Consider the following 19459-nt stretch of genomic DNA (forward strand, 5'->3'; position numbering starts at 1 on the left):
TTCAGGAGAGGTGAAAAGAATGACAGATCAAAAATATATGAGGATTGCCCTGCAGTTAGCAGAAGGAACATCCGGACAAACAAGTCCAAATCCTATGGTTGGTGCTGTTGTTGTAAAAAATGGAAACATCGTCGGTATGGGAGCACATTTACGTGCTGGTGAAGAACACGCAGAAGTTCACGCTCTTCATATGGCTGGTGAAAAAGCAAAAGGAGCTACCGTTTATGTAACACTTGAACCGTGTAGCCATTTTGGAAAAACACCACCTTGCTGTGAATTGCTCATCAAAAAAGGAGTCAAACGGGTTGTAATTGCTACTCTTGATTGCAATCCTCTCGTTTCTGGTAATGGAAAAAGGAGATTAGAAGAAGCTGGCATCGACGTAACTACCGGTGTTCTTGAAGTAGAAGCTACCTTATTAAATCGTTTCTTTTTTCACTACATGAAAACGAAACGTCCATTTGTAACAATAAAAACAGCGATGAGCTTAGATGGGAAAACAGCAACTGTCACTGGTGAAAGTAAGTGGATTACAGGTGAAGAAGCACGAGCTGATGTCCACCAATATCGCCATACACATGATGCGATTCTCGTTGGAGTAAATACGGTTATAGCTGATAATTCGCATTTAACGACAAGAATTCCTAATGGGGGGAAACATCCTATACGTGTTATTTTAGATACCCATTTACGAACACCACCATCTTCTCATGTCATAACAGATGGTTTAGCACCGACATGGATTTTTGTCGGGAAAGATGTAAATAAAGAAAAAATAGCTTCTTATGAATCTGAAAATATAGCTATATTCCAAATGAAAACGAAGCACATTGAAATTGAGGACCTCCTTTTCTTTCTTGGAGAAAAGCAAATTCTTTCTCTATTCGTTGAAGGTGGTCAAACAGTTCATGCAAGCTTCTTACAAACAAAGTATTTCAATGAAATTATAACTTATATAAGCCCAATATTAATTGGGGGGAAAGATGCCCCTACTTTATTTGGCGGAAATGGTTTCACAGCATTACAAGATGCACTTTCCTTGGAAATTCAAGAGATGAAACAAATGGGCGATGATATAAAAATCGTTGCGAACGCCCGAAGTGAGGTGATGGAATGTTTACAGGAATTGTAGAAGAATTAGGAACTGTTTCAAACCTGCAACAAAGCGGAGAAGCGATGAAGTTAACGATTCATGCAAACAAAATTTTATCAGATGTTCACTTAGGTGATAGTATCTCGGTTAACGGTATTTGCTTAACTGTAACGGGTTTCACAACAACTTCATTCACAGTGGACGCAATGCCTGAAACGATGCAATCAACATCACTTCGTATGCTTAAACCACACTCTAAAGTAAATTTAGAACGAGCAATGGCTGCAAACGGACGATTCGGTGGACATTTCGTTTCAGGGCATATTGATGGCATCGGAACGATATTAAACAAAAAACAACACTATAATGCCGTCTATTACAAAATAGCTATTGCTGATGAATTGCTGCGCTATTGTTTGCATAAAGGATCCGTTGCTGTTGATGGAACGAGTTTAACAATATTTGATATAGACGAATCTTCCATCACAATCTCACTCATCCCGCACACAGTAAGTGAATCTGTTATCGGAGAAAAGAATGCCGGTGACATCGTAAACATTGAGTGTGACATGATCGGTAAATATATCGAACGCTTTATTTCTAAACCTGTAAAACGAACACGTTCAATGAGCGAAAGCTTTTTACAAGAAAACGGATTTCTATAAGGGGGAAGCATGATGTTTCATCGTATTGAAGAAGCTCTAGAAGATTTAAAACAAGGAAAAGTCGTCATCGTATGTGATGATGAAAACCGTGAAAATGAAGGCGATTTTATCGCATTAGCAGAGTATATTACGCCGGAAACGATTAATTTTATGATTACACATGGGCGTGGCCTCGTTTGTGTACCGATTACGGAAGGGTACGCAGAACGTCTACAGTTAGAACCAATGGTAGCTCATAATACAGATTCGCATCATACTGCATTTACGGTGAGCATTGATCACGTTTCTACAACAACAGGAATTAGCGCTCACGAACGGGCAACTACGATACAAGAATTGTTAAATCCTACATCAAAAGGTGCTGATTTCAATCGTCCTGGACATATCTTTCCATTAATCGCGAAAGAAGGCGGTGTCCTGCGCCGCGCTGGTCATACTGAAGCTGCTGTCGATTTAGCACAGCTTTGCGGAGCAGAACCAGCTGGAGTTATTTGCGAGATTATCAATGAGGACGGTACGATGGCACGCGTACCTGATTTACTACAGTGTGCAAAACAATTTGATATAAAAATGATTACAATAGAAGATTTAATTGCTTATCGCCGCCACCATGAAACATTAGTGACGAGAGAAGTGGAAATTACATTACCTACAGATTTCGGTACTTTCCATGCAATTGGCTATTCTAATTCATTAGATACAAAAGAACATATCGCACTCGTAAAAGGTGATATTTCAACAGGAGAACCTGTACTTGTACGCGTTCATTCAGAGTGCTTAACAGGAGATGTATTTGGCTCATGCCGTTGTGATTGCGGACCACAACTCCATGCTGCACTTGCTCAAATTGAGCGTGAAGGAAAAGGCGTTCTTCTCTATATGAGACAAGAAGGACGAGGCATCGGCCTTCTTAATAAGCTTCGTGCTTATAAATTACAAGAAGAAGGTTTCGATACTGTAGAAGCAAACGAAAAGCTTGGGTTCCCTGCTGATCTACGCGATTACGGTATTGGCGCTCAAATTTTAAAAGATTTAGGTTTACAACATTTACGATTATTAACGAATAATCCGCGAAAAATTGCTGGCTTACAAGGTTACAATTTAAAAGTAATCGAGCGTGTACCGTTGCAAATGCCAACAAAAGAAGAGAATAAAGCGTATTTACAAACGAAAGTAAACAAATTAGGACATTTACTAAACTTATAATAAAGGGAGAGATTCATTATGGTATTCGAAGGTCATTTAGTTGGTACAGGATTAAAAGCTGGGGTTGTTGTTGGACGTTTTAATGAATTTATTACAAGTAAGTTACTCGGCGGAGCTTTAGATGGATTAAAGCGCCACGGTGTAGAAGAAACTGATATCGATGTTGCTTGGGTTCCTGGCGCATTTGAAATTCCTTTAATCGCTAAAAAGATGGCTAGTAGCGGAAAGTATGATGCTGTTATTACGTTAGGTACTGTAATCCGCGGTGCTACAACACATTACGATTACGTTTGTAATGAAGTTGCAAAAGGAGTTGCATCTTTATCACTACAAACAGATATCCCCGTTATTTTCGGTGTATTAACGACTGAAACGATTGAGCAAGCGATTGAACGCGCAGGCACGAAAGCTGGTAATAAAGGCTATGAATCCGCCGTTGCTGCGATTGAAATGGCTCACTTATCAAAACAATGGGCATAAAAAAGAGGCTGCGGCCTCTTTTTTATTTTTTTACTTTTTTCCGTACATCTTTTATTAATTCATCCATTGTTTTTCCTTCTGTTTGTATACGAAGCTTTTGTGCTGTTCTCCAAACATTCTCTCTTTTCTTCGCCTCTTCTATAATAGTAATTTCTTTTCGCACTTCCTTTAAATCTTTCCCTTCTGTTTTCAATCCAAAATGTTCAGCTTTCGTTCGAAAATGTTGTTCAATTCGTTGTTGCATCTCTTTTTGTTCAGGATTTTCGGCGGCCTTAACTGGATCAGTACTTATTGCTTTTAGCAAAATTAGACAAGTCATAATCGCTAATATATATTTGTGCATGTAAAATCCTCCAACCCAATATAAATTACATATTTACTATGTACAATTGGGGCTTGGAAAATTCGTCCACCAAAATTCTTTTTTCCGCTCAAAAACCAATAATATCAAGCGTTCACAACTATTTATTACATTTTATTTACAAAAAAAGCAAACTCTTTTACAAGTTTGCTTTTTATCTATCTCATAATGCACATTCTTCAATCTCAAACCCTAAATCTTCAATCATCCCCCAGTCTGCAGTCGGCTCTTGCCCAGCTGTTGTTAAATAATCCCCGACAAAGATAGAGTTTGCTGCAAATAAACCAATTGGTTGTACAGAACGTAAATTGATTTCACGTCCCCCTGAAATGCGAATTTCTTTCGTTGGGTTTACAAAACGCATCATTGCCAGCACTTTTAAACATTCTACTGGCGTTAATTCTTTTTGTCCCTCAAGCGGCGTACCCTTTACAGCAACAAGGAAATTACATGGAATTGAATCTGCATCTATACGTTGTAATTCAAATGCAATTTCAGCACGTTCTTCTATTGTCTCGCCCATTCCAAAAATCGCCCCTGAGCATGGTGAAATCCCTGCTTGTTTCGCTTTTTGAACTGTATCAACACGATCGTCATACGTATGAGTGGAGCAAATGCTTTCGTAATTATTCGCATGTGTATTTAAGTTGTGGTTATAACGATGTACACCCGCTTCTGCTAAACGCCCTGCTTGATCTTCGTTTAAGAAACCTAAACAACAGCAAATCTTTAAATCTGTCGTTTCACGTATCTCCTTAACGGCTCCAATTACGTGATTCACCTCTTTATCCGTCGGACGACGACCAGATGCTACAATACAATATGTACCCGCTTTACGGCGAATTGCTTCATGTGCTCCTTCTACAATCTTTTCCTGCGTTAGCCATGCATATTTATCAATTGGCGCCTCTGAAATAATAGACTGTGAACAATATCCGCAATCTTCAGGACATAATCCAGATTTCGTATTAATAATCATATTTAATTTTACTTTCTTACCAAAGTGATGATGGCGAATGATGTAAGCTGCATTCATAATTTCTAAAACTTCTTTCTCATCTGCTTCTAATATCGCTATTGCATCCTCTTTCGTAATCCTTTTCTCTTCTACTACGTCATATGCAAGTTTTTTCCAATCCCTTTTTGTTTGTACTTGTTTCATTTCATCTCTTCCCCTCTTTTGTTATGTGCATAAATAAAGCGTGATACGTCGCCATTATCCCTTCATTTTCCGTGAAGTCTCTTTCGTATATGCGAAGCATCGCACGAAAGAGTGAGGGACTTTGACAATAGGATTCTTCATTACTATTAGTCGCTCCTACTTTTCGAATAGAGTGTAGAAACTCCCTAACTTCTGTAAATCTCTCTATGTAACATGTTTCAGAAACATGCACATCCCCTGTTTCTATTTCACATATATGGCGCAACTGATTTTTCGAATAAAAACGTTGCCCAATCGATGTTTCATTTTGTATATTTTTTTCTTCTTTCGCCCGCTGGAACGAAGCATGCAATTCTTGAAATGTTTCATGTCCAAACGTCGAAAAGAGTAATATCCCATCTATAGACAAATGATGAAATAAATTTCTTACCACTTGTTTTAAATCATTTAGCCATTGAAATGTGGCATTGGAAATAATGACATCATACGTTTCTTCTAGTCGTAATCTTTCGATATCCTCACAGTAAAACATTACATTTTTCACATTTTGTCTAGTTTTCGCAACCTCAATCATACTTTCAGCAAAATCAATGGCTGTAATATGCGCTTTCGGAAATAAACTTGATAATTGCTCTGTAACATATCCTGTCCCGCATCCAAGTTCTAAAATACGTATCGTTGAATTTGCACTATATCGCTGCTTCAATCTAGAAAGTAATGAATGTGCCATCTTTTTTTGTACATTTGCATATTGATCGTAGGATACAGCTGCCACGTTAAACCGTTTTTGTAGTAACGTTTTGTTGATCATGTCGTATCCCCTCTACAAATTGAATTATCTCATTTCCGCAATATTCAAAATTCATTACACATAATGCGTGTCCAGCCTCACTTACTACCTTGAGCGTGGCAGCCTCATTCTCAGCCATACTACGCGCTGCAGATAATGGGCATATGACATCCTGCTCTCCATGAATAAGTAGTATAGGTACTTTAACTTCTTTCAGTTCTTCCCTCATATCTGCTTCTATTAAATACTCCAAACCTAATTGCAAAGACTGAATAGAATCGCCTTTAAATCGTTTTATCATATCTTCAAACCTGTTATTCTCTTTCAGCTCATCTTTCGTAAACATATTTTTATAAAACCGCTTGAGCGTATCGTCTTTTTTTCTCGCTACATTCTTTTTCAGCCGTTCTACATGCAAAGCATTCCATCCACTCTTATAGTCGCTCGTATTTGTAAACTTGGCCGTACCACCAATTAGTACGATACCTTTTGCCTTAACCTTTTTATGGGCTTGAACTGCCGCTAACGCTCCTAGTGACCATCCAACTAAAATCACATTTTCATCTTTTGCTACATCTATTATTCGCCCCGCAAATTCACTTTGTTCTTTCACATTACGCCAATTGATACATTGAACAGAATATCCTTTAAAATATGGCAGAACTAAAGTCCAAACACCTTCTTCCATTCCCCATCCAGGAATAAAAATAATCTTTAGCTCTTTCATACGAAAAACCCCTCTTCTTTACCAATGCGTATAATATGCTGAATAGCCCAGTTCAAATCAGCTATTGTATGTTGGGACGTAACTGCAAAACGGACCCGTGAACTATTCACTGGAACCGTTGGTGGACGAATTGCAATTGCTGCAATACCTACCTCTTGCAACCTTTTACTAAACCGTAAAGCTGTTTCATTTGAACCGACTACAATCGGTACAATATGAGTTGAGCTATTTCCAATATCAAAACCAGCTTCTTGCAAATGTGTCCTAAAATAGGCTCCATTCTCTATAAGTCGCTCTCTTCTTTCATTATCTTCTTTCACAATTTCAATTGCTTTTTGTACCGCTCCTAACGTTCCTGGTGGTAAAGCAGTAGTAAAAATAAAGCTTCTCATCATATTTTGTAAATACTCTATATAAATTGCATCGCCTGTCAAATACGCACCATAACACCCTAAAGCCTTACTAAACGTCCCCATCTGTATATCAATTTTTTGAGCAACATCTTTTTCTATATGGGACAATCCTGCTCCATTCATTCCATATATTCCACTCGCATGTGCTTCATCAACTATAATCATTGCGCCGTATTTCTCTTTTATGTGCACTAACTCTCGTAAATATGCAGTATCACCATCCATACTAAAAACAGTATCCGTTACGATTAATTTCTTCTTTTTTGGCGGTGCTACTTGCAACAGCTTCTCTAAATGATCTAAATCATTATGACGATATCTTTTATGCTCTGCTCCGCTTAATATAATTCCATCAACGATGCTTGCATGATTTAATTTGTCACTAAACACAATATCGTGACGACAGGCTAATGAAGAAATCACTCCAACATTTGCCGTATATCCACTATTTACAACTAAGGCTTTTTCAGTGCCTTTCCAATCGCATATATTTCTCTCAACCTCTTCATACAGTGAATAATTTCCTACAACGAGCCTTGATGCTGTCGCCCCAGTTCCATATTTTCTTGTGCATGCTATAGCAGCTTCTTTTAACCTCTCATCTCCAGCTAACCCTAAATAATTATTTGACGCTAAATTTAGCATCCTTTTTTCATCTCGAATAAGCCATGTCTCTTCTGCTCGTTCTGTTACATGCAAATTGCGATACTGCCCTTGCTCATTTAATTGTTGCAATTTAGATTGAAGATGTGTGCGCCACGTTTGATTCATTTCGGATAAACTCCTCTAATTTTGAAATCATTATATACTCTTTTGCAGATTCCAAGACTTCTTCTTTTGTAAACGCACCTTCAAAGAATGGTAATAAACCTAAAACCGGTACCCCACTTAGTTCTTCAATCATTTCTTTGTTTTCTTGTACTCTTTCCATTTCACATTCTTTGCAGCCGGATAAAATTACACCTGCTACCGTTAAGCCCTGTGCCTTTGCATAAGCAATCGTTAAAACGGTATGATTTACTGTTCCTAATGTAGGACGTGCTACTACAATAAGAGGAAGCTGTAATTCTTTTGCGAAATCAATTACTAAAGCATCTTCTGTGTACGGAACAGCCAGTCCACCTGCTCCTTCTACAAATAGGCTATTAAACTCTTTCAATCGTTCGTTATAGTGATTCATAATGTCTTGTAAATGTACTACTCTTCCAGCTCTTTTCATGGCAAGTCTCGGAGCAAGTGGCTCTTCAATAGAATAAGGGCAAATTTCATCTTCTTTTGTCGGTACACCTGATAATGCTTTTAACCTTGCTGCATCTCCCTCTGGATTTGATGCAACATGTCCACTTTGCAACGGCTTGTATACCCCTATGTTATATCCCAATTCTCTAAATACACCTGCTAATGCACCTGCAACTACAGTTTTCCCCACTTCAGTATCCGTTGCTGTTACAAAAAAACCACTCATTATTCTCCCTCCGTAACATCCGAGATTGCTTTATACAAAATGCGTAACATATCATCAATCTCATCCATTGTAGAAGCAAGAGGAGGCATAAATACAATCGTATTACCGAGCGGTCGCAAGATCATGCCCAACTCTCTTGAGCGTTTACACACTTGAACACCGACTCTCTCTGTCCATTCAAACGCTTCTTTCGTTTCCTTATTCTTCACAAGTTCAATTCCAACCATTAACCCGCACTGACGAATATCTCCTACATGTTTATATGCAAAGAGCTCTTCCAATTGCGTCGCCACATATTCTGTCTTACGTGCCACTTCTTCCATTAAATTTGTTTTCTCGTATAGTTCTAGATTCGCAATGGCTACCGCACACCCTAACGGATTCCCTGTATAACTATGACCGTGGAAAAACGTTTTTTGTTCTTCATAGTCGCCTAAAAAGGCATTATAAATTTCATCTGTCGTTACGGTGATTGCAACTGGTAAATATCCGCCCGTTAAACCTTTTCCAGCTGTTAAAATGTCCGGCGTTACATTTTCATGTTCACATGCAAACATTTTCCCGGTACGCCCAAATCCAGTCGCTACCTCATCTGTAATAAATAAAACATTATATTTTGTACATAAATTACGTAGCCCTTTTAAGTATCCTTTTGGCATTGTAATCATACCGCCAGCACCTTGCATTAAAGGTTCTACAATAATCGCCGCAATTTCTTCATGTTTGTCTTTCAGCAACTCTTCCATTTCTTCTAAATGTTTTTTTACAATTCCCTCCTTATTATTTCCATAAGGAGAACGATATGTATATGGATAAGGCATTTTAATTGCTTCAAATAAAAGTGAACTATACACTTGGTGAAACAAGTCTATTGCTCCTACTGAAACAGCTCCAATTGTATCACCGTGATACGCTTCTTTTAATGTAACAAATCTTTGTTTCTTCGGTTTTCCTTTATGCTGCCAATATTGAAAGGCCATCTTAATTGCAATTTCAACGGCACTAGAACCAGAGTCTGAATAAAATACTTTCTTCAAACCTTCTGGTACAACTTCAATTATTTTTTCTGCTAATAAAATAGATGGAACGTTAGCAAGTCCTAGCATAGTAGAATGGGCAATTTTATTTAATTGCTCACGAATTGCTTCATCTAATTCTGGTACTTGATGTCCGTGAACATTTAACCAAATAGATGAAACACCGTCCCAATATTCATTTCCATTTACATCGTATAGCTTTCTTCCCTCTCCACGTTCAATAATGACAGGATCTTCTTCTAAATAATCTTTCATTTGTGTAAACGGATGCCATACATAAGCTTTATTTTTCTCCGATAATTCTTCATATGTATAAGACGATTTTTCAGTCGTATTACTATTAACAGTCACAATTGTCACCCCTAATGTTAACTAGTTTATAAATAAAGTTAACATTAAATTTAAATGACTGTCAATTATTTTTAAATCAAATAGTTCTTAAAAAAGAACAACTTATCATACGATAAGTTGTTCTACTTTCCATGTTGTATCTTTCCGATTTCTAAAATAATCTCTTCATCTTTTTTTCCTTCTGTATCAATTCCAAGTTGCTTAGCGTGCTCAATTAATAAATCATGACGCTGCTCAAATCTAGCCTTATCTACTTCTTTCGTAACTTCTTCTTTTGTTTTCCCATCAGTAGAAACTCCTAGTTTCTCAGCTGCTTTTTCTATCGACTTCTTCTCTTCCATTTCTTTCACTTTCTTCACTTCTGACTGCTGTATTTGCTTTTGCTTCGCCTGCTCTGATTCAGCTGCAAAAGCTGTGTAAATTCCAGCACTTCCGCCAATGACTAGTAAGGTGGTAAAAAGAATTATTTTTTTCTTCACTCTTTCCTCCCCTTTCAAATTCATTATAACGTACAAATTTAGAACATTAAAAACATTTAACCTTTATTTCCCTAAAAAAATATTGCACATTTTTATTGACATATAAGTTAAAAATGTGATAAAAATTTAACTAACATCATATGAATCGGCATTGATAGGATTTAGTAGTATTTCGATTTCTGATTTCAGAGAGCTGGTGGTCGGTGCGAACCAGTACAGAGCGAATTATGAATTACCCCCTGGAGCTTCTTTTGCGAAACGTAAGGAGTAGTGAAAGACGGTTATAGACCGTTATATCTAAAGAGTGGTGAAACGAAACTGTTTCACAATTTAGGGTGGTACCGCGAATTTTTCGTCCCTGCATATATTGCAGGGGCGTTTTTATTTTATTAGCGCATATCATACGACCCTTTATTTTGTGATACATTCATTTCACAAGCTAGGGTGGTACCGCGATTTCTTCGTCCCTGCATAATTATATGCAGGGACGTTTTTTTATCCAATCATTTCCGTATCATATTGAAGAATCAACAATTACCGGTAATTTGTCACAAAATTCTAAAATTTAGAAGGAAATAAACAATATTGGCGAATTTTATATAAAAAAGAGCTATTTTAGATTACTTAGGAGGGAAAAACAATGGTTTCAAAAATTGAATCTGTTCTTTTAACATTATTTATCTTTTTCTGTATTGGCTTTAGTGTTATTCAATTAGAAGTTTCACCACACATTCCAATTTTATTTGGTATCGTTCTTTTATTAGCATTTGGATTTATGAAAAAAATCTCTTGGTCTACTATGGAAAAAGGGATGATCAGTAGTATTTCCGCTGGTATTCCATCTATTTTTATTTTCTTACTTGTAGGCGTATTAATTAGTGTTTGGATCGCTGCTGGAACAATTCCAACTTTAATGGTGTACGGCTTCCAGCTTGTATCTCCAAAGATTTTCGTTCCAACTGTTTTTGTTGTTTGTGCAATTGTTGGAACAAGTATCGGTAGTGCCTTTACAACTGCCGCAACTGTAGGACTTGCCTTTATGGGTATGGGTAGTGCTCTCGGATACGATCCGGCTCTAATCGCTGGTGCAATTATTTCTGGTGCATTCTTTGGAGATAAAATGTCTCCTTTATCTGATACAACTAACTTAGCTCCTGCTGTTACGGGTGTAGATTTATTTGAGCATATTCGTAACATGCTTTGGACAACAGTTCCAGCTTTCATTATTGCTTTTATCGCATTTTTCATTTTAGGAAGCGGCACTAGTGGAGACGTTGACTTCACAAACTTTATTAGCACGTTAGAAAAAAACACAACGATTTCTATCGTTACACTTATTCCAATTTTATTACTGTTCTTATTCGCATTTAAAAAAGTTCCAGCCGTTCCAACATTGCTTGCAGGAATTGTGGTAGGAATTATTATTCTCTTTATTTTTAAACCTAGCACTTCTTTAGCTGATTTAATGAAAATTATGCAAGACGGCTACGTTTCTAAAACTGGTATTAAAGACATTGATAGCTTACTATCTCGCGGTGGTCTACAAAGCATGATGATGTCGATTGCGCTTATTTTCCTAGCTCTTTGTATGGGAGGATTATTACAAGGAATGGGTATTATCACGCAACTAATGAATATCATCTCTAGCTTCGTAAAAAATAGCACGCGCTTAATTATTTCTACTGCTTCAACTGCAATTGGTGTAAACTTCTTACTTGGTGAGCAGTACTTATCCATCGTTTTAACAGGACAAGCATTTGCTAATAAATACGATGAAGTTGGTTTAGAGCGTCGTAATTTATCACGCGTATTAGAAGATGCAGGTACAGTTATTAACCCACTCGTACCATGGGGTGTCAGTGGCGTATTCTTAACAAACGTCCTTAGCGTTCCAACATTCGATTACCTTCCATACGCAATTTTCTGTTTAGCTTGCCCGGTCTTAACGATTATCGTCGGATTTACTGGATTTGGCCTTTCATGGAAGAAAGAAAAAGCAGTTACAATGTCATAATAAAAAAGGATTACCTAAATTGGTAATCCTTTTTTATTTCTCGACTATCTATTTGCTTTCTTTCTTCTAAATAATAGAAGTAATCCTGCTCCAACAAACGCCAAGCCTGCTCCAATTGTAGAAACAACACTTGTACCTGTTTTCGGTAAATCACGCTCTTCTTTATTTTCACTTACAGTTGTTGTTTCTTTTAAGTTTTGATTATCCGTTGTAGTTTGTCCAGATCCTGTATTATTACCTTCACCTGTTGGTGGTGTCGTTGGATTCCCTCCATTATTTCCTTCACCTGTTGGCGGTGTCGTTGGATTTCCTCCATTATTTCCTTCACCTGTTGGCGGTGTTGTTGGATTTCCTCCATTATTACCTTCACCTGTTGGCGGTGTTGTTGGATTCTCTCCACCAGTTTCCTTATCATCATCGTTCTTCTTCGTTATATCAATTGCATATTTAGCAAATTCATTTTCAGATGGTCCAACATATGATATTTTTCCATCTTTCTTTATATACTTTTGTGCATTTGGTGAAGAATCAAATGTTGTATTTAATTTATCTGCAACAATCGGTTTAAACGTCCAATTTTTATCTGCTGCTGGATCAATAACTGGTGTTTCTTGCATATACTTCACAATGATTTGACGTGTTTCATCTTGTGATTGATATACAACTTCCCCTTTACTTACACCCGGGAACGTTTGGCTACTTCCACGATAGTTATTTGTAGCGACGATGAACTCTTGATTGTCAGCTACTGGCTTACCTTCATATGTCATGTTTATAATACGATTCGTATTTGCATTTACAACTTTTCCATCTTTATCGTATTTCGCTGGTTGTGTTACATCAATTTCATATTTTAAGCCATCTAAAATATCGAAGTTATATGTAGGATAGCCTATATTTACTAATGGTTGTTCCTCTGTTTTCTTTGGATCGATTTGGTTAAACTGACCTGCAGACATTTCAAGCCATTCTTTCACTTGTACCCCATTTACTTTTACAGCATATAACGTATTTGGATATACATATAAATCTGCCACGTTTTTAATTGCTAACGTTCCAGCTGGAATATCCGTATAATATGTAGCACCGTTTCGGCCACCTGCTTTAAATGGTGCTCCTGCAGATAAAACTGGAATTTCTTTATATTTGCTGTACTGTCCATTTTCAGCAAATAACTTTTCTACATACCATTTTTGTGCATTTGTTACAAGTTGTACAGAAGGATCATCTTGTACTAATGAGAAATAACTATTAATTGGCGCTGTCGTTTTTCCTACAGCTGTATTCACATAATCAATTGTCGCTTGATGATCATCTTTAATCTCATTAACTAATTTTTCATCAGATTTTACTAATGGGTTCCCTTTACTATCAGCAATCGGACGAAGTTGCGGCTTTGATTGCTCTTTTTGTACTTCCCATTTTCCGTTTACCTTTTTCAATTGCATATCAATCATACCTAAGTTACTTCCAAAGACACCAGGCATTACAACTGGAACACCATTAAATACATCCTTCACTTCAGTATGTGAATGTCCCATTAATACTGCATCTACACCAGGAACTTCTGTTAAATAATACGAAGCGTTTTCCATGCCAACGTTGTATCCACTCTTATCAACACCAGAATGCGCTAGTGCAACGATAACATCTGCACCTTCTGCTTGCATTTTTGGCACCATTTTCTTCGCTGTTTCAACTATATCTTTTGCTTTCACTTTTCCTTCTAAATTCGCTTTATCCCAGTTCATAACTTGAGGTGGAACAAATCCCATTACGCCAATTTTCACTTTTTGTTTTTGACCTGATTCATCTTCTACTTCTTTTTCAAAAACATGATATGGTTTAAAGTAATTTTGATCGTTATCTTCGTTATTATCTTTATCATCTTTATAGACGTTCGAGTTAATAACCGGGAACTCTGTTTTACTAATTACTTTGTTTAAATAGTCTAAACCATAGTTAAATTCATGATTCCCAAGAGAGATGACGTCATACTTCATTAAATTCATTAAACGATATAACGGATGTGTATAACTAGGATCCACAGGCTTCTTCGGATCATTTATTTTATTCGCTACATAATCTCCAAGCGGTGTCCCTTGTAATGCATCCCCATCATCAAATAGGACAGAGTTCTTCGCTTCTTCACGTGCTTTATTAACTAGTGTTGCAGTTTGTACGAGACCTACTTTATTATCTGTTTTCGTTTGATAATAATCGTAATTCATTAAGTTAACGTGAATATCTGATGTTTCTAAAATTCGTAAATTAACCGTACTCTCCCCATTGTTCTCATCCGCATGAGCTGTTGGTGGCAACACTTGTGGTGCTATTACACCAATAGCAAGAGTTGCTCCAGCTAGCATTTTTTTTGACTTTTTCACAAAAAATCCCCCTTATACAATTACCCAAAATAATGAAATAAATCTCTATTTGTCTCTAACCACATACCTTTTTTCTTTTAATTAGAGACAAGATTTCCATTTCATCCTGCGCTAATGAGTAGTCCCCTTAAACGCCCGATTGTTGAAACTTTAATTAGCAGGAAATAAAGCCCTACTCATTAAAAATTCACCTTATCTGACATTATCATATATAATGTACTTTCATATCGTCAATATTTTTTGACATACTTCTACAAATTTTCTGTAAAGTTATTGTAAACTTTTCATAAACATATAATATGCCCTTACATTATTAATACTGCTGAATATGATACAATTACCAATTACAAGGAGGATGAATTTATGAAAAAAGTCATCTTAACAATTGTTTGTCTCCTCCTTCTAATCATTTCTTATTCTTATTTTGAAAAGAACGATGAGACAAAACAAAATGAACCCGAAGAAAAAACAGAAAAAACATCTACTCCAAGTTGGATCGATAAGCAAACAAACGATTCCTTTTATCATCTCGTACTAGGTGATTCACTCGCCAAAGGATATGGATCGACACAAGGGGGATTTGCTGAATTAGCTTCTAGACAAATAGAAGCACAAATTCATAAACCAATTACCGTAGAAAACCTTGGGATAAACGGTCTTACAACAGATCGTCTCGCTAAAAAAGTTCAATCAGAAGATGTAAAGCAAAAGATTAGAGCAGCAAATATCATTACGATTAATATTGGAGGAAATAATTTATTTCGCTTAAATCGTGATGTCGGTGTTATAGACGGTATTAAAATGTTAAATAAAGAAAAAGCTCATTTTGAAGCGGATATAAAAACTATTGTAAAGACAGTTCGCGATCAAAACCCGGACGCTTTACTCATTCTCTCAGAGCTCTATAACCCGTTACAACTCGATGACTCCATCGCCAGTTATGCAGATATGTTTTTAGATGGGTGGAATGAATCCGTTTATTCCATTTCAAAAGCAAATCAACCATCTATCGTTTTACCAATTCGTAAATTAATATCAAATGATAAAAAAGATTTACTCTTTGACCAAGTACACCCAAATGATAATGGCTACGCGATTATTGCTAATACGTTTACAAAGCAAGTGTTATCCTACAAATATTAAAGCGATCATGAAACAATTCTATTTTTATAACATGTCTTTTTTGTTACAATGAGAGTGGAAGGGGGCCTTTATATGGAATCACGCGAGTGGGAACGTATTGTTGATCATCTTCTTTCGCTAGTGCCTCTTTTTTATCGCAAATTTATGCTCCCTGGAGAATTTTCTTCTCAAAGACATATGCCGCCATCACATACACAAGTATTGTTACTTCTGCATGAAAATGGCACATTAGCAGTTTCCGAAATCGGCAAGCGGCTAGCGATTTCAAGGCCTAACATGACACCTCTATTAAACAAACTGATTCAAGAAGAACTAATAGAGCGTCATTATAGCGAAAAAGATCGACGGGTCATTTTAATTTCCCTAACAGCTGAAGGGAAATTGTTAGTAAATCAGTATCAACAATTCATTTTAGACAAATTAAAAGAAAATTTCCAAACATTATCTGAGGAAGAACGTGAAAAACTCATTCACTCTCTTCAAACCATTCAAAATTTAATTTTGAAAACAAACGCATAAAGCTGCTTCTAAATAGAAGCAGCTTTATGATTCGTAATAATTACCGTAGTATACATTTGAATATGGCCATGTCGTTAAATATGGTTTTTGTTCTTGCGTAGATTGTTGTGGTGGTATTTGTGGTATTTGCTGAAATTGTTGCTGCTGATACACTCCAAATTGCTGCCTCATATCATTTACCGGATAATAATTTACATATGGATATACTTGCGGTACGTAATAATAATACATTCATTCTCTCCTCCTTTTTCTTAAACATATTCAAAGGAGAAAATGAATGTGACACTCTTTATATTTGCACGAGTGGTTCTCTCACTCGTTTCTTTCTATTCTTCAAACGTAACTTACGGTTCTTTTCATATAAATAATGCACAACAAAATATGAAATTACCCCAAATACAACTCCTATTATCGTCATACCAATCAATACATACACTTCACTCTGTAATAAGCTCTTTAACATTGTGAAAATATGGCTTGAGAACAAGTCAGATATCGTAAATGGTTCATGATGTATTTTTTTCACATGAAATGGATAAATCATTTTTCCTAACGTATAGGCAACTGGAAATAAAAATACCGGTAAAAACGATATTTTCCCAATAATATTACCAATAACCGCAGCAGGAAAGGATCCCTTCGCTAATCGAACGATTGGATAAAATACTATATATACGAGCGATGCCGTATATATGACCAACATCTCTAAACCAAAACCAATCGCAAAACCTAATGATACTTTCTTTGCACCTTCTGGTGATCGAAGTAACTTATAATATTGAAACTTTAATATTCTCCACATCCGCTGAAAAAACGAATATGTTTTCTTAGGTGTTTTCACTCTCATCATCTCTTTAACTATATTTTTATATGTAGTATGCCCTTACATACTCTGAAAAACAAATTTCACTTTCTCTTTTATTATAAAGGATATCGAAATGGTTAACTAAATATACATATGACATTTCAATATAAAAAGTGCACCTCAAATTGTTATTCGTGTCTAACAATTGCGGTGCAGTTCAAATTGAGCAGCTTTGTTCTTATTTATTCTCCTAATGTTTGTCCCATTTCATTTATTTTTATATCAAGACGAAAAAAGCACTTGTTGCCTTTAATCGACAATCAAGTACTTTCAGTTCATATTGTTTTTAAATTGCTCTAGATTTTATCGTAACCTTAAAACTTGTATATCTTGACGATTAATATTCATTTTCTTTTCTGTTCACTTCAAATATATTTTGCTTTAGCCGTATTAGTATTTATGTTTTTATAGCCGCACATTAACATACACTTAAAAAACACGATTGCATAAACTACCCCTTTAAAGCTAATATCTCTTCTCTATTATAGTCGATCATTGCTAAAAAGTACTCGTCAAAATTCTCAAATCTATCTATTTCTTCACCCGCAAACCAAATTATCTCTCCTGGTCTAGAAGAATTAGGTAAACATAAAACAAATAAATCCCTATCAAATTCAGAAACTGCTATTGGTAATAACTCCTGTCTTAAAACACCGCTTTCTTCTAAAACAACATCATCTATAGCTTCTAATAATACCTGAGCATAATCCATTATAGATGATTCCTTTAATTGCTCCGTACCAAATAAATCCACCGTTTGATAAAAGCCTGCCCAACCATTGGCATATTGAAGAAATTCTCGATACATTAAATCAAGCTTATATCCCAATTCTTGTTCAATAATGCGAATAGATTTTTCATTTGCTCCCACCTCTGGAAAATGGTGTGGCCATATTTTTTCTACATCTTGTTTCATTAGCTCCTGCTTCACTAAAATCATTGTAGCTATCTTATCTTTCCAATTATTCATCATCTACTCCTCCTCTACAAACTTAAATTTTGTAGGTTTATAACCAATTGGATATTTATTAGCCTGTCCACCTATGCTCATATTAACTTTTGGATCAAGGTCTAACCAACTATGAGGCTCCGGTTTCCCCATCCAAGTTGTATCAGGAACATGACCAACATGTCCCTTGTATGCTTCTCCATTATCAGCAGCTCGCTTACCTTCTAGCCTTGCCGCACGTGAAGCTTCTTGTCTTAATTTACCTTTAGTTGATACCCTTCCTGTTGGTGATAAAGCACCAGCTTCTAAGGCTTTATTAGATCCCTCAACATAAGCCTTAACTTGCGCTATCTGTTCATCTGTCGCTCCAGGAGGTGCTTTGACCTCTACAGGTCCCCCAGCTTTACCGGCCCCCTTAACTCCATTGACTTTCTCCACAGGTACTTTTTTAGCTTTATTCACAGCCTCAGTAGCCTTAGCAGTCATTTTAACTCCTTTGCCTACTTTAGCTATCTTCCCAAAGGGTGTAATCCCTGCTACTGCCATTCCTCCAGCAAATACTCTATCCAAAGTAGATAGTTTTTCGCCAGTAGATGGATCAATCCCATCCCAAGCACGACGAATATCATACTCACCACTTATTTCACCTACTATATCCCTAGCAAGTTTTTCACCATCAAAATCCTCTTTTTCTGATGATAGTGGTCCACACATCGCTCCTTGTTCCATTGTAACATCTTGATTATCTGTATTGCGGAATTTTTCAGCAATTCGTTTCAAATCTTCTTCTACTTTTACAAGTGAATGAATAGATGTAAAAGCTTTTAGTCTCGCATCATTGAACATTTGAATGAACTGTTGATTAGAGGCACCAATCCACTGAAAACACAATTGATCTATTTCATTACATAAATTATTATGTATAGATTCTAATGCGATTCGGGTATTGCTTGCACGATTCGCAACTTCTTCTAGCATTTCAGGTGTAACTTTAATTTGAACCATTTTTTTCCTCCCTCTCCCAATTAAAATTATGAGATAAAAAGAAAAAAATGTAAATACAGAAATTTTAGAACATCCAAAAATCTTTATACAACATAAAGCCTGCTTAACAGCAAATGAAGCCTATGTGTATGTGAAGTAAAGAGTCTTCTTAGTAAACTAGGCACAAAAGGTTATACAAAAAATTTAGTAGCTGTTTCTCTAATAGATATCCCCCCTCTACCCATATAATTAAGTACATTCAGTATATACTCAAAGTAATATCTTTTTATTGTATTTACTTTCTCTTCTAAAAAGAATTTAACCATAAAAAACACCCCAATTGTTATTCGTATCTAACAATTGAGGTGC

General features: G+C 36.3%; 20 protein-coding genes and 1 other annotated feature. Of the genes, 7 read left to right on the forward strand and 13 right to left on the reverse strand.

The annotated features are described in order from the left end of the window. Positions 1-19 precede the first annotated feature (19 nt). Genes ribD through ribH form a run of 4 tightly spaced genes read left to right on the forward strand, consistent with a single transcriptional unit; the run spans position 20 to position 3444 of the window. Positions 20-1132 (forward strand): bifunctional diaminohydroxyphosphoribosylaminopyrimidine deaminase/5-amino-6-(5-phosphoribosylamino)uracil reductase RibD, encoded by a 1113-nt coding sequence (gene ribD / locus PDL00_RS11085; RefSeq protein ID WP_270729014.1) that lies wholly within the window; start codon positions 20-22, stop codon positions 1130-1132. Further along, complete coding sequence (ribE, locus tag PDL00_RS11090) at positions 1114-1758, forward strand: riboflavin synthase (protein WP_270729016.1); 645 nt, start codon at positions 1114-1116, stop codon at positions 1756-1758. The genes ribD and ribE overlap by 19 nt, the downstream gene beginning before the upstream one ends. Positions 1759-1770: 12 nt before the next feature. Further along, the gene (gene ribBA / locus PDL00_RS11095; RefSeq protein ID WP_270729018.1) at positions 1771-2964 is read left to right on the forward strand and encodes a bifunctional 3,4-dihydroxy-2-butanone 4-phosphate synthase/GTP cyclohydrolase II; all 1194 of its coding nucleotides are present in this window, start codon (positions 1771-1773) and stop codon (positions 2962-2964) included. A gap of 18 nt (positions 2965-2982) precedes the next feature. Beyond that, entirely contained in the window at positions 2983-3444 is a 462-nt protein-coding gene (gene ribH / locus PDL00_RS11100; protein WP_270729020.1) for a 6,7-dimethyl-8-ribityllumazine synthase, read from the forward strand. Positions 3445-3466: 22 nt separating this feature from the next. On the opposite strand, the gene PDL00_RS11105 is transcribed toward ribH, so the two are convergent. From PDL00_RS11105 to PDL00_RS11140, 8 genes are all read right to left on the reverse strand, one after another. Then, on the reverse strand, positions 3467-3787 hold the full coding sequence (locus PDL00_RS11105; RefSeq protein ID WP_242253911.1) for a hypothetical protein: 321 nt from the start codon (positions 3785-3787) through the stop codon (positions 3467-3469). A gap of 181 nt (positions 3788-3968) precedes the next feature. Further along, on the reverse strand, positions 3969-4967 hold the full coding sequence (bioB, locus tag PDL00_RS11110) for a biotin synthase (protein ID WP_242253913.1): 999 nt from the start codon (positions 4965-4967) through the stop codon (positions 3969-3971). Between the two features lies 1 nt (position 4968). Further along, positions 4969-5778, reverse strand: a complete 810-nt coding sequence (gene bioC, locus PDL00_RS11115; protein ID WP_242253915.1) for a malonyl-ACP O-methyltransferase BioC — start codon at positions 5776-5778, stop codon at positions 4969-4971. Then, on the reverse strand, positions 5744-6484 hold the full coding sequence (locus tag PDL00_RS11120) for an alpha/beta fold hydrolase (protein WP_270729023.1): 741 nt from the start codon (positions 6482-6484) through the stop codon (positions 5744-5746). Before PDL00_RS11120 ends, bioC begins: the two co-directional genes overlap by 35 nt. Further along, positions 6481-7668, reverse strand: a complete 1188-nt coding sequence (bioF, locus tag PDL00_RS11125) for an 8-amino-7-oxononanoate synthase (RefSeq protein ID WP_270729025.1) — start codon at positions 7666-7668, stop codon at positions 6481-6483. The genes PDL00_RS11120 and bioF overlap by 4 nt, the downstream gene beginning before the upstream one ends. Further along, complete coding sequence (gene bioD / locus PDL00_RS11130) at positions 7634-8362, reverse strand: ATP-dependent dethiobiotin synthetase BioD (protein WP_242253922.1); 729 nt, start codon at positions 8360-8362, stop codon at positions 7634-7636. The genes bioF and bioD overlap by 35 nt, the downstream gene beginning before the upstream one ends. Continuing rightward, on the reverse strand, positions 8362-9750 hold the full coding sequence (gene bioA / locus PDL00_RS11135) for an adenosylmethionine--8-amino-7-oxononanoate transaminase (protein ID WP_242253924.1): 1389 nt from the start codon (positions 9748-9750) through the stop codon (positions 8362-8364). The genes bioD and bioA overlap by 1 nt, the downstream gene beginning before the upstream one ends. A gap of 122 nt (positions 9751-9872) precedes the next feature. Then, entirely contained in the window at positions 9873-10229 is a 357-nt protein-coding gene (locus PDL00_RS11140) for a hypothetical protein (protein WP_270729028.1), read from the reverse strand. Between the two features lie 142 nt (positions 10230-10371). Beyond that, positions 10372-10592: a binding site (T-box leader), on the forward strand. 277 nt (positions 10593-10869) lie between these two features. On the opposite strand from PDL00_RS11140, the gene nhaC reads away from it, so the two are divergent. Further along, positions 10870-12243, forward strand: a complete 1374-nt coding sequence (nhaC, locus tag PDL00_RS11145) for a Na+/H+ antiporter NhaC (RefSeq protein ID WP_242253928.1) — start codon at positions 10870-10872, stop codon at positions 12241-12243. Positions 12244-12287: 44 nt separating this feature from the next. Here the strand turns inward: nhaC and cpdB are convergent, their stop codons facing one another. Beyond that, positions 12288-14630, reverse strand: coding sequence for a bifunctional 2',3'-cyclic-nucleotide 2'-phosphodiesterase/3'-nucleotidase (cpdB, locus tag PDL00_RS11150; protein WP_270729030.1), 2343 nt, complete (start codon positions 14628-14630; stop codon positions 12288-12290). Positions 14631-14993: 363 nt separating this feature from the next. Here cpdB and PDL00_RS11155 point away from each other — a divergent pair, with 363 nt between their 5' ends. Next, positions 14994-15773, forward strand: coding sequence for a GDSL-type esterase/lipase family protein (locus tag PDL00_RS11155; protein WP_061678108.1), 780 nt, complete (start codon positions 14994-14996; stop codon positions 15771-15773). A gap of 72 nt (positions 15774-15845) precedes the next feature. Beyond that, complete coding sequence (locus PDL00_RS11160; RefSeq protein ID WP_000445817.1) at positions 15846-16292, forward strand: MarR family winged helix-turn-helix transcriptional regulator; 447 nt, start codon at positions 15846-15848, stop codon at positions 16290-16292. 24 nt (positions 16293-16316) lie between these two features. Here the strand turns inward: PDL00_RS11160 and PDL00_RS11165 are convergent, their stop codons facing one another. The 4 genes from PDL00_RS11165 to PDL00_RS11180 form a co-directional block, all read right to left on the reverse strand. Continuing rightward, positions 16317-16523 (reverse strand): hypothetical protein, encoded by a 207-nt coding sequence (locus PDL00_RS11165; RefSeq protein WP_088097672.1) that lies wholly within the window; start codon positions 16521-16523, stop codon positions 16317-16319. A gap of 58 nt (positions 16524-16581) precedes the next feature. After that, positions 16582-17142, reverse strand: a complete 561-nt coding sequence (locus PDL00_RS11170) for a DUF2062 domain-containing protein (RefSeq protein WP_270729033.1) — start codon at positions 17140-17142, stop codon at positions 16582-16584. Between the two features lie 466 nt (positions 17143-17608). Beyond that, positions 17609-18127: an SMI1/KNR4 family protein gene (locus tag PDL00_RS11175; RefSeq protein WP_088064500.1), complete on the reverse strand. Its 519-nt coding sequence runs from the start codon at positions 18125-18127 to the stop codon at positions 17609-17611. Between the two features lie 3 nt (positions 18128-18130). Next, the gene (locus PDL00_RS11180) at positions 18131-19111 is read right to left on the reverse strand and encodes a WXG100 family type VII secretion target (protein WP_097889629.1); all 981 of its coding nucleotides are present in this window, start codon (positions 19109-19111) and stop codon (positions 18131-18133) included. Positions 19112-19459: the final 348 nt, after the last annotated feature.

Origin of the sequence: Bacillus cereus group sp. TH152-1LC (genome assembly GCF_027710505.1) — a bacterium.
Taxonomy (GTDB): Bacteria; Bacillota; Bacilli; order Bacillales; family Bacillaceae_G; genus Bacillus_A; species Bacillus_A mobilis.